This window comes from Streptomyces sp. NPDC088910 (assembly GCF_044749865.1).
Lineage (GTDB): Bacteria > Actinomycetota > Actinomycetes > Streptomycetales > Streptomycetaceae > Actinacidiphila.
The window spans coordinates 138,971-153,198 of record NZ_JBIVIV010000011.1 but is presented as its reverse complement, the minus strand read 5'-3'; the positions used below and the strand labels follow the sequence as shown (position 1 = coordinate 153,198).

The 14,228-nt window shown below is 73.3% G+C and carries 10 protein-coding genes; 7 read left to right on the top strand and 3 right to left on the bottom strand.

Annotation, left to right across the window (positions count from 1 at the left end):
* Positions 1-167 precede the first annotated feature (167 nt).
* Complete coding sequence (locus ACIP4Z_RS24770) at positions 168-1,874, bottom strand: MFS transporter (RefSeq protein ID WP_355339162.1); 1,707 nt, start codon at positions 1,872-1,874, stop codon at positions 168-170.
* Between the two features lie 282 nt (positions 1,875-2,156).
* On the opposite strand from ACIP4Z_RS24770, the gene ACIP4Z_RS24765 reads away from it, so the two are divergent.
* From ACIP4Z_RS24765 to ACIP4Z_RS24735, 7 genes are all read left to right on the top strand, one after another.
* Complete coding sequence (locus ACIP4Z_RS24765; protein WP_401311533.1) at positions 2,157-4,670, top strand: SpoIIE family protein phosphatase; 2,514 nt, start codon at positions 2,157-2,159, stop codon at positions 4,668-4,670.
* Positions 4,671-4,894: 224 nt separating this feature from the next.
* A complete protein-coding gene (locus ACIP4Z_RS24760) occupies positions 4,895-5,617 on the top strand; it encodes a class I SAM-dependent methyltransferase (RefSeq protein WP_355339168.1) in 723 nt (240 codons plus the stop codon).
* A gap of 97 nt (positions 5,618-5,714) precedes the next feature.
* Positions 5,715-6,548: a M55 family metallopeptidase gene (locus ACIP4Z_RS24755; protein WP_188281247.1), complete on the top strand. Its 834-nt coding sequence runs from the start codon at positions 5,715-5,717 to the stop codon at positions 6,546-6,548.
* Positions 6,541-7,911 carry a M20/M25/M40 family metallo-hydrolase gene (locus tag ACIP4Z_RS24750; protein WP_401311530.1) on the top strand — a complete coding sequence of 457 codons (1,371 nt, stop codon included), beginning with the start codon at positions 6,541-6,543 and terminating at the stop codon, positions 7,909-7,911. Before ACIP4Z_RS24755 ends, ACIP4Z_RS24750 begins: the two co-directional genes overlap by 8 nt.
* Positions 7,908-9,902 (top strand): LpqB family beta-propeller domain-containing protein, encoded by a 1,995-nt coding sequence (locus tag ACIP4Z_RS24745; protein WP_401311527.1) that lies wholly within the window; start codon positions 7,908-7,910, stop codon positions 9,900-9,902. The genes ACIP4Z_RS24750 and ACIP4Z_RS24745 overlap by 4 nt, the downstream gene beginning before the upstream one ends.
* Before the next feature lie 104 nt (positions 9,903-10,006).
* The gene (locus ACIP4Z_RS24740; RefSeq protein WP_355339518.1) at positions 10,007-10,930 is read left to right on the top strand and encodes an LD-carboxypeptidase; all 924 of its coding nucleotides are present in this window, start codon (positions 10,007-10,009) and stop codon (positions 10,928-10,930) included.
* Between the two features lie 84 nt (positions 10,931-11,014).
* Positions 11,015-12,073, top strand: coding sequence for an NAD-dependent epimerase/dehydratase family protein (locus ACIP4Z_RS24735; protein WP_401311524.1), 1,059 nt, complete (start codon positions 11,015-11,017; stop codon positions 12,071-12,073).
* 134 nt (positions 12,074-12,207) lie between these two features.
* On the opposite strand, the gene ACIP4Z_RS24730 is transcribed toward ACIP4Z_RS24735, so the two are convergent.
* Together ACIP4Z_RS24730 and ACIP4Z_RS24725 are read right to left on the bottom strand one after the other, a co-directional pair.
* A complete protein-coding gene (locus ACIP4Z_RS24730; RefSeq protein ID WP_355339181.1) occupies positions 12,208-13,326 on the bottom strand; it encodes a HAMP domain-containing sensor histidine kinase in 1,119 nt (372 codons plus the stop codon).
* Positions 13,319-14,131: a response regulator transcription factor gene (locus ACIP4Z_RS24725; RefSeq protein ID WP_401311520.1), complete on the bottom strand. Its 813-nt coding sequence runs from the start codon at positions 14,129-14,131 to the stop codon at positions 13,319-13,321. Before ACIP4Z_RS24725 ends, ACIP4Z_RS24730 begins: the two co-directional genes overlap by 8 nt.
* Positions 14,132-14,228 lie beyond the last annotated feature (97 nt).

Sequence of the window (14,228 nt, the reverse complement as noted above, 5' to 3'; positions counted from 1 at the left end):
GCGTATCCACCGCCGTACGGAACGGGCAGTGACCCTTACTCCACAAGAGTGAGGGTCACTGCCCGTTGCCGTTCCCGGTCACCGCGGCCCTCGGGCGCCGGTCGGCCGGTCGGACAGCGGGCCGTGCAGGTGGGACAACAGGCCGTGCAGGTCGGACAGCCGGCCGGTCAGCGCCCGGCCGGTGCCGCGCCGTCCGGCCTGCCGCTGCCGTCCACGTCGTTCTTGTTGCACTGCGTGCCGCGGATCAGCGCGTACGTGCCGCCGATCCGGTACGTGCCGGGCGAGGGCGCGTACAGCCGCGTCCAGTCGCCGTCCTGGATGAGACAGCCGTGCTTGTTGTCGTTGGCGCCCTCGATGCCCAGCACCGGCGACCACGGGATGCGCAGGATCACCGAGCCGCTGGTCGGCATCGTCACGGTCAGCTCGGCCGGACTCGCCTCGTCCACGATCGCGGGCGGATCGGCCAGCGGATCGGCGTTCGCGACCCTGTAGAGCTTCCAGTAGTCGTCGTGCCAGACCGGCGTCAGCCAGCTCTGGCCCGCCGCCACGATCTTCGCCTCGGCCACCGCCGCGCCGTCCGGGGTGTCCGACGGCAGCACCACGTACCCGACGCTCCAGCGCTGGAGCCACTGCCGGTAGGTCTCCGCGGTCAGCGTGCCGTCGTAGAAGAGCGGATTGCGCTCGACGTCCGCCTGCCGGTTCCAGCCGCGCGCCAGGTTGACGTGCGGGGCCAGGCCCGACGCCTCCCAGTGCGAGCGCAGCGGTACGACCTCGACCCGGCCCTTGTCCGCGCGCACCTTGGTGAGCTGCGCGATCAGCGGCGCCGCGTGCTCGACCGTGGACGAGGGCGCCGAGGTGTTCACCAGGTCCACCACGGGCTTGGAGATCTGCCAGCCCGCGACGCCCAGGAAGGCCAGGTAGAGCATCAGCGCCATCCGGCCGCCCCTGGTCCACGCCATGGCCACGATCAGCAGCACGGTGCCGCCGAACAGCAGGGCCAGCCGCTCCACGTTGCTGCCGATCGGCGACGGGATGACGTACGTCAGCGCGACACCGGCCGCGTAGATCCAGCTGCCGACGCGTACGACGCGCCATTCGCGCGGCACCACCAGGGCGATCGCCACGGCCGTGGCGAAGGGGATGATGGCGAAGAACCACTTGAAGGGCTGCACCCCGTAGAAGGGGAAGAGCAGCGAGGTCGCGCCGACCACCAGGGGCGGGCAGACCGCCATCACATACGCGTCCTTGCGGCGCCCGGTGAGGAACAGCGCCGCCGCGACCACCAGGATGAAGAGCCCCGCGACCGGGCTGCACATGGTGGCCAGCGCGCCCATCAGCGTGGCGGTCAGCACCCGCGGGGTGCGGCGCGCGCCTACCGGCGGGTCGGTGGGGAACAGCAGCAGCGTGGCGATCAGACCGAAGAGGACGCCCAGCGCGAAGGTGACCCGCCCGGAGAGCACGTCACCCCAAAGAGCGAACGCCGTCCACAGCGCGGGCAGCATCGGGCGCTTGATCCGGGCCCGGATCAGCAGTAGCGTCGCCGCCGTCGTGGACAAGGTGCCCGCGATCACGGCGGTGGTCCGCACCCCGAGCCCGGCCATGATGTACGGCGACAGAATGCTGTACGACGCGGGGTGCATGCCGCCGTACCAGGACAGGTTGTACGAGGCGGAGGGGTGGGCCCTTATGAAGTCCGTCCAGGCGTACTGCGCGGCCATGTCGCCGGAGTCCTTGGCCAGGAAATAGGCCCAGATCACATGCAGGACCGCGGCGAGCACCGTGGCGGCCACGACAGGATTGCGCAGGTCGACCCGCCGGAAAAGGGCCCCCGGTCCCCTCATGGCGGTCCAGCGCGCAGGCTGCCAGGTGGTCACGTGGCCTCTTCCAGTCGCGGATGCGGTGCGCCCCGGCCGGCATCCCTTCCGGCGAGGGGGTCGAACTCCACCGACGTGAGAGAGTTCGAACAGAGGGTTTGGACGCTAGCACGGGCAGTTTGGTTGCTCGCGCGCGGGCGTGCGCCCGGATTCGTACTTTCCCTCCCCTGGCACCCGGACCGGTCGTACCGTGGTTAACGGCATCGTAGATCTTGTGCCGGGGCGGTTCCCACCGCACTCCGGCCCCGGACCGCGGGGCCGAGGGAAGGAGCCCGACGAACCATGGACCGCCGTCAACCGCCGGAGCCGTCCGGACGTATCCCGCTCGCGGTGATCGTCGTGGACGCCGCCGGGCTGGTGTCGCACTGGAGTACGGGTGCGCGCCGGCTGTTCGGCTGGACACGGGAAGAGGCCGTCGGGCGGAACGCGCTCGACCTCTTACCGGTGGGCGGCGCACTCGACGTGCCCCCGGACGCCGCCCCGGGCGGCGGCACGGCGGGCACCGCGTACCCGTACGACGTCACCGGGCCCGACCTGGAGTCCTCGCTGGCCGGTGCCAGCTCCTACCCGACGGCGGGCCGCGCCCGGTTGTACGACTGCGTGCGGCGCACGGACGCCGACGGCGACGGGCGCGTCCCCCTGGACGTGCTGTGGTGGGCCTACCCGCTGGTCGGTCCGGGCCCCGAGCGGCTGCTCGTGCTGGCCACCGACGCCTCTTCCGCGGCCGGTTCCTCCGCCGCCGCCGGGACGCCCTCCGCGATGACCGACCCCGACGCGGCGGCGACCGACAGGTCGGGGGCGGCGGACTACTCGGAGCGGATAGCGCCCGGCTTCGCGCTGCACACCGAATTCCCCGGTTCCGACCAGCTCGCCAGGCAACTGCCCGAGATCCTGCCGAGCATGAATCCGCTGGAGAGCGGGCGGATCGTGGCGCAGGTGCTGGAACTGGGCTATCCGGTGCTGGAGATAAGCCAGCACGACCGGGTGCCGGTCACCCCGGACTGGGGCGTGCCGCGCCGGGCCGAGCGGCAGGCCAGACGGCGCGCCGCCGAGGCCGCCGCGGCGGCCGACCCGCGGGCCGTCCCGGCCGAGGAGTTGGCGCCCGACCTCGAATACGCGGCGGTCCGCGAACACCTCGAATTCCTCAACGAGGTGAGCGGCCGGATCGGCACCTCGCTGGATCTGGCCAGGACCATTCAGGAAGTCAGCGCGGCCGTCGTGCCGCGCTTCACTGATGTTGCGGGCACATATCTGCGCGAGCAGGTGCTGGCGGGTGAGGGCTTCCCCGACGGGCCGCCCGATGTCACCACCATGTGGTACCGCGTGGCGGTCGAGCACACCGACGAACCGGGCCGCTGGGACGACGTGGTGCCGGTCGGCGAGTCCATGCCCTTCCCCGCGCAGACGCCGTTCTTCCAGTGCATGACCACCGGCGACCCGGTGCTCGTGCCGCGGATCAGCGAGCCGATGGGCAACGCGATCGCCGCGCAGTTCCCCAAGCGCGACATCAGCCCGCTGATCAACAACCGCTCGATGCTCGTCGTCCCGCTGAAGGCGCGCGATGTGGTGCTGGGCTTCATGATCCTGCTGCGCCACCGCGAGCGGGCGGTGTTCAACGACATGGACCGCGTGACGGGCGCGGAACTGGCCGCCCGCGCCGGGCTCGTCCTCGACAACGCGCGCATGTACACGTATCAGGAGAATGTCGCCGACACCCTCCAGGACAGCATGCTGCCGCACATCGCGCCGCGGATGCCGGGGTGTGACGTGGCGACCCGCTACCTGCCGGGCGAGCGGCTGGGCCGGGTCGGCGGCGACTGGTTCGACAGCATCAAGCTGCCCGGCTCGCGGCTGGCGCTGGTGGTCGGCGACGTGATGGGCCACGGGCTGAACTCGGCCGCGATGATGGGCCAGTTCCGTACCGCCGTGCAGACCATGGCCGGGCTCGACATGCCACCGGCCCAACTGCTGCGCAATCTGGACGACCTGGCGCAGCGGCTCGGCGAGCAGTATCTGGCGACCTGCCTCTACGCGGTCTACGACCCGGTCGAGTCCGATCTGCTGATCGCCAACGCGGGACACATCCCGCCGGTGCTGGTCCGCGCCGTCGACGGCCGCAGCGAGCTGCTCGACGTGCCCACGGGCGCGCCGCTGGGCGTCGGCGGGGTGCCGTTCGAGACGGTACGGGTGCCGGTCGCGCCCGGCGACCGGCTCATCCTGTGCACCGACGGCCTGGTGGAGGTGCGCGGCCAGGACATCGGCACCGGTCTGGCCGCGCTGTGCGAGAGCGCCGCGCACCCGGCCGCGTCGATGGACGACGCCTGCGACACGATCATCCGCGCGCTCAACCCGCGCGGCGGTCGCAAGGACGACGTGGCGCTGCTGATGGCCCGGCTCAACGGCATCCCGCGGCACGACGTGAGGACCTGGGAGCTGGAGCCGGAGCCGCGCGAGGTGGCGCGGGCCCGCGGTCTGGTCCGCGAGACGCTGCTCGGCTGGGACCTGGCGGAGATGTCGGAGACGGCGGAGCTGCTGGTCGGCGAGGTGGTCACCAACGCGGTGCGGCACGCGCACACCCGGCGGATCGGGCTGCGGCTCGTCCGCGCGGGCGCGCTGCTGTGCGAGGTGACCGACGACGACCACGCCGTCCCCGTCCTGCTGAGCGCCGGGCCCGACGACGAGGGCGGGCGCGGCATGCGGATCGTCAGCAGGCTCGCCCGCGAGTGGGGGACCAGCCGCTTCGCGCAGGGCAAGTCCGTCTGGTTCGAGCAGCCGCTGCCGGGCCGGAGCCGCTGATCCCGCCGGCGCGGTCGGTTCCGTCCGAGGCGTTCAATACGCCGCTGCCGTCGATTCCGTCCGAGGCGTCGGTTCCGTCCGTGGCGTCGATGACGTCGGCGCCGTCGATTCCGCCCGGGCCGTTGACTCCGAAGTGACGGTCCGGTAGCTCCTGATGCGGGCACGGTCGGCGGCCGTGCCTGTGCCTTTTCTACGATCGCGGTCCTGGGGAGTGGTGAGTACGCGTGAACGTGTCCAGCGGGTATGAGCAGGCGTGGGAGAGTTTCTGGCAGGACGCGCCCCACGAGCCCGGCGGAGTCTTCTGGGACTGCGACCCCGAGCTCGCGGCGGAACAGCACTACCCGCACTTCCGGGCGTACTTCGACCCCGGCCTTCCGGTGGTGGACCTCGGCTGCGGGAACGGGACGCAGACCCGCTTCCTGGCCGAGCGGTACGACCGGGTGGTCGGCGTGGACCTCTCGCGGGAGGCGATCGACCGGGCCAGGCGCGACGATCCGCACGGGGTGGCGGAGTACCAGCGGCTGGACGCGGTGGACACCGACGCGGTGGAGCGGCTGCACGAGGAGATCGGCGACGCCAACGTCTACATGCGCGGGGTGCTGCACCAGTGCGAGCCGGAGGACCGCGGGCGGCTGGCGGACGGCATAGCGGTGCTCACCGGGCACCGCGGCCGGGCCTTCGCGCTGGAGCTGGCGGAGGCGGCCAAGCCGGTGCTGATGGGGCTCGCGCAGGGGCCCTCCGGGCCGCCGCAGAAGCTCGGGGCGATCTTCGCGCACGGCATCGCGCCCGGCGAGGTGTCGGACGCGGCGCTGCCCGGATTCTTCCGGGCCGCCGGGCTCGAAGTGCTGGCCGACGGTGAACAGCCCCTGGTGACAACGGAGTTCAGGGTGGACGGGACACGCATAGAGATACCGTCGAAATGGCTGGTGGCGGGCCGTACCGGCTGATTCCCCCACCCGCTTCACTGGTCTGGACCACTGAAGTTATCCACAGGCCGGGCCCGGCCCTGGTGCGCCCTCCGGCCGCCGCGTAACGTGACGCAACATGAAGATCCTGATCTCGGCGGACATGGAAGGCGCGACGGGTGTCACCTGGCCCGCCGACGTGCTGCCCGGCAGCGAGCAGTGGCAGCGCTGCCGCCATATGTTCACCTCCGACGTCAACGCCGCCGTCGCGGGCTTCTACGACGGCGGCGCGGACGAGGTGCTGGTCAACGAGGCGCACTGGACCATGCGCAATCTCCTGCTGGAGAAGCTGGACGAGCGCGCCCAGATGCTCACCGGCCGCCACAAGGACCTGTCCATGGTCGAGGGCGTCCAGCACGGAGACGTGGACGGCATCGCCTTCGTCGGCTACCACACCGGCGCCGGGACCGAGGGCGTCCTCGCCCACACCTACCTCGCCAACTCCATCACCGGCGTGTGGGTCAACGGCGTCGCTGCCAGCGAGGGCAGGCTCAACGCGCTGGTCGTCGCCGAGTACGGCGTCCCCGTGGTGCTGGTGACCGGCGACGACAGGACCGGGATCGACGCCGAGGGGTACGCGCCGCAGGCCCGTACCGTCGCGGTGAAGGACTACGTGTCGCGTTACGCGGCCGTCTGCCGCCCGCCCGCGCGCACCGCCGCCGACATCAGGGCCGCCGCCAAGGACGCCGCGGCGCTGGCCGTGCGCCACGAGCCCGCGCAGGCCGGGCCCTTCACCGTCGAGCTGGAATTCGACGCCGTCCACCTGGCCGGGGCCGCCACCGTGGTGCCCGGCGTGGAGCGGACGGGGGAGCGGCGTGTCGCCTACACGCTGCCCACGATGTACGAGGGCATCAGGGCCTTCAAGGCGGTCACCACACTCGTGTCGCAAGCGGTGGAGGAGCAGTATGGCTGAGCGGACCGCCGAGCGAGACGTCCGGCACGACGCCGTGGACGCGCGGGCACTCGACGAGGTCGTGACCTTCACGTCCGACCTCATCAGGATCGACACCACCAACCGCGGCGGCGGCGACGGCAACGAACGGCCCGCCGCCGAATACGTCGCCCAGCAGCTCTCCGACGCCGGGATCGAAGCGCAGATCGTGGAATCCGGGCCCGGCCGCGCCAACGTGCTCGCCCGGATCGCGGGCAGCGACCCGGCCGCCGACGCGCTGCTCGTCCACGGCCACCTGGACGTCGTGCCCGCCGAGGCCGCCGACTGGACCGTGCACCCCTTCTCCGGCGAGATCAGGGACGGCGTCGTCTGGGGCCGCGGCGCCATCGACATGAAGAACATGGACGCGATGGTGCTCGCCACCGTCCGCGCCTGGGCCCGTACCGGACACCGCCCCACCCGCGACATCGTGCTCGCCTTCACCGCCGACGAGGAGGACAGCGCCTCCTACGGCTCCGGCTTCCTCACCGAGAAGCACGCCGACTTCTTCGAGGGCTGCACCGAAGGCATCAGCGAATCCGGCGCCTTCACCTTCCACGCCAACGACGACCTGCGGATCTATCCCGTCGCCGCGGGCGAGCGCGGCACCGCCTGGCTCAAGCTCACCGCACACGGCAAGGCGGGCCACGGCTCCAAGGTCAACCGGGACAACGCGGTCAGCCGACTGGCCGCCGCCATCGCCCGGATCGGCGAGTACGACTGGCCAGTCCGCCTCACCGCCACCGTCACCGCCGCGCTCACCGAACTGGCCGCGCTCTACGGCGTCCCCGCCGACCAGGCCGCCCTGGACGACGTCGACACCCTCCTCGAACGGCTCGGCGCGGCGGCCGACCTGGTCAGGCCCACCGTCCGCAACAGCGCCAACCCGACGATGCTGCAAGCCGGTTACAAGGTCAACGTGATCCCCGGCTCCGCCACCGCCTACGTCGACGGACGCATGCTGCCCGGCGCCGAGGACGAGTTCGCCGCCACCATGGACCGGCTCACAGGACCCGACGTCGACTGGGAGTTCCACCACCGCGAGATCCCGCTCCAGGCCCCAGTCGACTCCCCGACCTACGCCGCGATGCGCGAGTCGCTGGAACACTTCGACCCGCAGGCGCACGTCGTGCCCTACTGCATGTCCGGCGGCACCGACGCCAAGCAGTTCTCCCGGCTCGGCATCACCGGCTACGGCTTCTCACCGCTGCGGCTGCCCCCAGGCTTCGACTACCAGGCGCTCTTCCACGGCGTGGACGAGCGGGTGCCCGTCGACGCGCTGCACTTCGGCGTCCACGTCCTCGACCGCTTCCTGCGCGCCACGGGAACGGAGGCCGGAGCGTGACCACGACCACCGGGAGCACCACCCCGCACGGCGCCTGGCCCTCACCCGTCGACGCCACCACGGCCGCCGCACACGACGGCAGCCCCGAATTCGTCGGCATCGTCGGCGACGACGTCTGGTGGACCGCGCCCCGCCCCGCCGAAGGGGGCCGCCGCGCGCTGATCCGCCGCAGGCCCGACGGCACCGAGGAATGCCCGCTGCCCGCGCCGTGGAACGTCCGCAGCCGCGTCATCGAATACGGCGGCACCCCCTGGGCGGGCGCCGTCGTGGACGGCGCCCCGCTGGTGGTCTTCGCCAACTTCGCCGACCAGCGGCTCTACGCCTTCCGCCCCGACGAGCCGCAGACCCCGCCGCGCCCGCTGACCCCGGTCGGCGCCGTCGGCGGCGGACTGCGCTGGGCCGACCTGACACTGCACCGCGAGCGCGGTGAGGTCTGGGGAGTCCTGGAGGAGTTCACCGGCGACAAGCCCACCGACGTACGCCGCGTGCCCGCCGCCGTACCGCTCGACGGCTCCGCCGCCGACGACCGCGCGGCCGTACGCGAACTCGCCCCCGCCACCCACCGGTTCGTCACGGGACCCCGCCTGTCGCCCGACGGCACGCGGGCCGCCTGGACCGCCTGGGACCACCCGCTGATGCCCTGGGACGGCACCGAACTGCGGATCGCCGACGTCACCGCCGACGGCACCTTCACCGCCGCCCGCACCCTGATCGGCGGCCCCGAGGAATCGGTCACCCAGGTCGACTGGGCGGCCGACGGCACCCTGCTCGCCGCCACCGACCGCACCGGCTGGTGGAATCTGCACCGCGTCGACCCGGCCACCGGCGAAGCCGTCAACCTCTGCGCACGCCAGGAGGAATTCGGCAACGCGCTGTGGAAACTCGGCCACCACTGGTTCGCCCCGCTCGACGACGGCCTGATCGCCGTCCTGCACGGCGTCGGCGCCCTGCGGCTCGGCCTGCTCGACCCCGCCACCGGCGAGGTCACCGACGCCCCCGGGCACTGGACCGAGTGGAATGCGACCCTCGCCGCGTCCGGCAGCCGCGTCATCGGCGTCGCGGGCAGCGCCCGCACCTCGTACGAACTGGTCGAGCTGGACGTCAAGACCGGCCGCACCCGCGTCATCGGCAGCGCGCACCACGACACGGTCGACCCCGCCTACGTGCCCGACGCCCTGGCCAGGACCTTCACCGGCCCCGGCGGGCGCGAGGTGCACGCGCAGGTCTACCCGCCGCGCAATCCGCTGGTCACCGCCGAGGGACCCGCGCCCTACGTCATCTGGGTGCACGGCGGACCCACCAGCCGCGCCGCGATGGTCCTCGACCTGGAGATCGCCTACTTCACCTCCCGCGGCATCGGCGTCGCCGAGGTCAACTACGGCGGCTCCACCGGTTACGGCCGCGCCTACCGCAACCGGCTGCGCGAACAGTGGGGCGTGGTGGACGTCGAGGACTGCGCCGCCGTCGCCGAGGGGCTGGTCGCCGAAGGCGTCGCCGACCCCGCGCGGCTGGCCATCCGCGGCGGCAGCGCCGGCGGCTGGACCAGCGCCGCGGCCCTGACCACCACCGACACCTACGCCTGCGGCACCGTCATCTACCCGATCCTCGACCTGCGCGGCTGGTCGCGGGAGGGCGGGGAGACGCACGACTTCGAGTCGGAGTACCTGGAGTCGCTGATCGGGCCGCTCGACGAGGTGCCCGAGCGCTACCGCGACCGCTCACCAGTCCACCACGGCGACCGGATAGACGTGCCGTTCCTGCTGCTCCAGGGCCTGGACGACGTGATCTGCCCGCCCGTGCAGTGCGAGCGGTTCCTGGAGGCCGTCGCCGGACGCGGCATCCCGCACGCGTATCTGACCTTCGAGGGCGAGAGCCACGGCTTCCGCCGCCTGGACACCATGGTCACCTGCCTGGAGGCCGAACTCGCCCTCTACGGGCAGGTCTTCGGCTTCACGCCGGAGGGCGTCGCGCCGCTGGAGCTGCACACATGACGGAGAGTTCTACGGCTGCCGCTGCCGCCTCCTCCGCCGACGCCTCTGCCGGACGGGGCTCCGGGGGCGGACCGCGGCAGGCGGCCGGCCCGGTCGGCGGGCCGGTGCCCGCGCTGATCCGCCCCCGGCGGCTGGCGCCCGGTGACCGGATCGGCGTCGTGGCGCCCAGCGGCCCCGTACCGCGCGAACGCCTCGACGCGGGCCTCGACATCCTGCGGAGCTGGGACCTCGACCCCGTCGTGGCACCGCACGTCCTGGACGACCACCCCTCCGGCTACCTCGCGGGCACCGACCGGGCCCGCGCCGACGACCTCCAACAGGCGTGGTGCGACCCGTCGTTGGCGGCCGTGCTGTGCGCCCGCGGCGGCTACGGCGCGCAGCGCATGGTCGACCTGCTCGACTGGGACGCCATGGGCGCGGCCACGCCCAAGGCGTTCATCGGCTACAGCGACATCACCGCGCTCCACGAGGCGTTCGCGACCCGGCTCGGCCTGGCCACGCTGCACGGCCCGATGGCGGCGACCGAGACCTTCCTCAAGGACGGCCCCACCCAGGACCACCTGCGGCGCACCCTCTTCACGCCCGACGAGACCCTGACGCCCACCTCCCCGACCGCCCGCACCCTCGTACCGGGCCGCGCGGCCGGGGTCACCCTCGGCGGCTGCGTCAGCCTGCTCGCCTCCGACCTCGGCACCCCGTACTCCCGCCCGTCCGCCGCGGGCGGCATCCTCGTCCTGGAGGACATCGGCGAGGAGCCGTACCGACTCGACCGCATCCTCACCCAACTCCTGCGCTCCGGCTGGCTCGACGGCGTCGCCGGAATCGTCCTCGGCTCCTGGCAGGACTGCGGCCCGTACCCCGCCGTCCGGTCCCTGATGACCGACCTCCTCGGCGGCCTCGGCGTACCGATCGTCGAGGAATTCGGCTTCGGCCACTGCGAGTCCACGCTGACCGTGCCGCTCGGGGTGCCCGCGGTGCTGGACGCGGACGCGGCGACGCTCACGTACGAGGTGCCCGCGCTGGTGTGAGGCGGCGCGGGGAGTTCTTACGGAGCGCTGACGCCCCGGCCGGGCCCGGTCCATGGGCCCGGCCGGGACCGTACGGTCGGGCCCATGCTGGTACTTGTCACGGGAGGCGCGGGCTTCATCGGCTCGCACATCGTCACCGCGCTGCGCACCGCCGGACACCGGGTACGGGTCCTCGACGCGCTGCTGCCCGCCGCCCACCGGGCCCCACCGCCGCCCGTGCCAGACGGCGTCGAATGGCGGCACGGCGACGTCCGCGACCGGGCCGCCGTCGAGGAGGCCCTGCGCGGTGCCGACGCGGTCTGCCACCAGGCCGCCATGGTCGGCCTCGGCAAGGACTTCGCCGACGCCCCCGACTACGTGAGCTGCAACGACCTCGGCACCGCGGTGCTGCTCGCCGCCATGGCCGACGCGGGCGTACGGTCGCTCGTCCTCGCCGGGTCGATGGTCGTCTACGGCGAAGGACGTTACGAGTGCGCGCGGCACGGCGTCGTACGGCCGGGGCCGCGACAGGTCGCCGACCTCGACGCGGGCCGCTTCGAACCGCCGTGCCCCCGCTGCGGCGAACCGCTCGCGCCCGGCCTCGTCGACGAGGACGCGCCCGCCGACCCCCGCAACGTCTACGCCGCCACCAAGCTCGCCCAGGAACACCTCGCCGCCGCCTGGGCCCGCGCCGCCGACGGCCGGGCCGTCTCCCTGCGCTACCACAACGTCTACGGGCCCGGCATGCCCCGTGACACCCCCTACGCCGGTGTCGCCGCCCTCTTCCGCTCCGCCCTCGCCCGCGGCGAGGCCCCCGCCGTCTTCGAAGACGGCCGCCAGCGCCGGGACTTCATCCACGTCGCCGATGTGGCCGCCGCCAATGTCGCCGCCCTCACCCGGCTCGGCGACCGGCCGCCCGGCGGCCTGCGCCCCTACAACATCGCCACCGGCACGCCGAGGACCGTCGGCGAGATGGCCACCGTCCTGTCCGCCGTCACCGGGGGGCCCGCGCCCCGCGTCACCGGGGCGTACCGGCTCGGCGACGTCCGCCACGTCACGGCCTCCGCGGCCCGCGCCCACCACGAACTCGCCTGGTCCCCCCGCGTCCCCTTCACCCAGGGCGTCACCGATTTCGCCCACGCCCCCCAACGCCCGTCGGCCTAGTCGGCCAGGCCCCCCATCCCGCAGGCGGCTGCGCCACCGAGCGCGCGGGAACTGCGCGAGCAAACCCCCACCGGCCGGCGGTCCGGGGAGCGACCGACTTGCCCCCTGCCCCTGAAGGCACGGGGTGCCGCCCGTTAGAGGGGGGCGGCGGGGAGGACGACGTCGAAGCGGCAGCCGCCTGGGACGTTGTGCACGGCGGCACGCCCATGGTGGGCCTCGACGATGCCACGGACGATGGCGAGCCCGAGCCCCGCCCCCGCCGGAGGCGTCCGCGCCCCGGTCCCGCGCCACCCGGTGTCGAAGACGCGGGGAAGGTCGTCGGCGGGGATGCCGCCGCAGCCGTCGGTGACGGAGAGCACGACGGAGCCGGAAGCGGCGTCGCGCCGAGCGGAAACGGCGACGGTGCCGTCCGCGGGGGTGCGGTGGATGGCGTTGGCCAGAAGATTGGCCAGGACCCGCGTCATCTCACGGCCGTCGACCTCCACCGGCACCGGCTCGACCCCGTCGCCGACCAGCCGTACACCGTGCTCGCGCGCCAGCGGATTGGCGCCCGCTATGGCGTCGCCGACGAGGTCGTACATCGACATGCGGGTGGGGGAGAGGGCGAGAACGCCCGCCTGGATGCGGGAGAGTTCGAAGAGGTCGCCGACCATGCCGCTGAGCCGGTCGACCTCGGCCCGTATCTGCTTGTGGTAGCGGGCCGGGTCCTCCGCTATGCCGTCCTCCAGCGCCTCGGTCATCGCCCGCAGCCCGGCGAGCGGCGTCCGCAGGTCGTGCGAGATCCACGCGACCAGCTCGCGGCGCGACGCCTCAAGGGCGCGCTCGCGCTGGCGCGAGTCGGCCAGCTTGGCGCTGGTGACGGCCAACTCGCGGCCGAGTTCGGCGAGTTCGGCCGTGGGCGCGTGCGCGGGAGCGGCAAAGGCGTCGCCGTCGCCGAACGCCCGCGTGGCGGCGGCCAGCGCGCGGCTGCCCGCCACAACCCGCCGCCCCAGCAGCAGCGTGACGCCCAGCGACACCACGGCCGCCATCCCGCACACCGTCGTGACCACACCCAGGTCGTGCTGCGACAGGAACATCGCCCACGCCACCGACAGCGTCCCCGCGAGCATCGCCGCCACCGTCACGACGGCGACCACGGCGAGCGACAACGCCACCGACCGGTGCCGCAGCAGCCGCAGCGCGACCGCTCCGAGCACCCCGGCCGCCCCCGCCCCGGCCGCCGCGTAGGCGGCGATGAGCACCACGTCACGCATCGTGTCCCCCGCCCGATGCCGGGGCCGCGCCCATGTCCCGGTCGCCCACCGGGTCGTCCGCGGGGTCGTCCGCCGGGTCGTCGGACGGGTCGAAGCGGTAGCCGACGCCCCAGACGGTGGTGATCAGGCGGGGCCGGGCGGGGTCGGCCTCGATCTTCTCGCGGAGGCGGCGGACGTGGACGGTCACGGTGGAGAGGTCGCCGAATTCCCAGCCCCAGACGCGGCGCATGAGTTCCTCGCGGCCGAGGACGCGGCCCGGGTGGTGGAGGAAGAAGGCGAGGAGGTCGAATTCGCGGATGGTGAGGGGGAGTTCGGCGCCGTGGCGGGTGGCGCGGCGGGCGGCCGGGTCGAGGGCGAGGGAGCCGGAGCGCAGCCACGCGCCGGGGGCGGAGGCGGGGTCGGGCGGGCTGCCCGCGCGGCGCAGGACGGACTCGACGCGGAGCACCAGCTCGCGAGGGCTGAACGGCTTGGTCACGTAGTCGTCCGCGCCGACTTCGAGCCCGAGGATGCGGTCGTCCTCGTCGCCACGGGCGGTGAGCATGACGACCGGCACGGGTCCGTTCTCGCGGATACGGCGGCAGACCTCGAGGCCGTCCATGCCGGGCAGCATGAGGTCGAGGACGACCAGATCGGGCCGGAGGGCGGCGGCGCGGGCGACGGCGGAGGGGCCGTCGGCGACGCGCTCGACGGCGAAGCCCGCCCGGTCGAGGTAGCCCGCGACGACCTCGGCGACAGTCGGGTCGTCGTCCACGACGAGGACCCGGCGGCGCGGGGCCGGGGCGGCGGGCACGGTGGGGCTGGTCATGCTGTCGAGTCTGACACCCGCCACGGACAGTGACGCCGGGCCGGAGGCCGGGGAGCGGTGCCGTCCGTGTTTCGTAAGGATCGTGGGTCCGTTATGT

Excerpts from the sequence above, each read along its gene's own strand:
- ACIP4Z_RS24730 (WP_355339181.1), bottom strand. The coding sequence starts at position 13,326 with ATGCGTGACGTGGTGCTCATCGCCGCCTACGCGGCGGCCGGGGCGGGG.
- ACIP4Z_RS24735 (WP_401311524.1), top strand. The coding sequence starts at position 11,015 with ATGCTGGTACTTGTCACGGGAGGCGCGGGCTTCATCGGCTCGCACATC.
- ACIP4Z_RS24755 (WP_188281247.1), top strand. The coding sequence starts at position 5,715 with ATGAAGATCCTGATCTCGGCGGACATGGAAGGCGCGACGGGTGTCACC.
- ACIP4Z_RS24725 (WP_401311520.1), bottom strand. The coding sequence starts at position 14,131 with ATGACCAGCCCCACCGTGCCCGCCGCCCCGGCCCCGCGCCGCCGGGTC.
- ACIP4Z_RS24765 (WP_401311533.1), top strand. The coding sequence starts at position 2,157 with ATGGACCGCCGTCAACCGCCGGAGCCGTCCGGACGTATCCCGCTCGCG.
- ACIP4Z_RS24750 (WP_401311530.1), top strand. The coding sequence starts at position 6,541 with ATGGCTGAGCGGACCGCCGAGCGAGACGTCCGGCACGACGCCGTGGAC.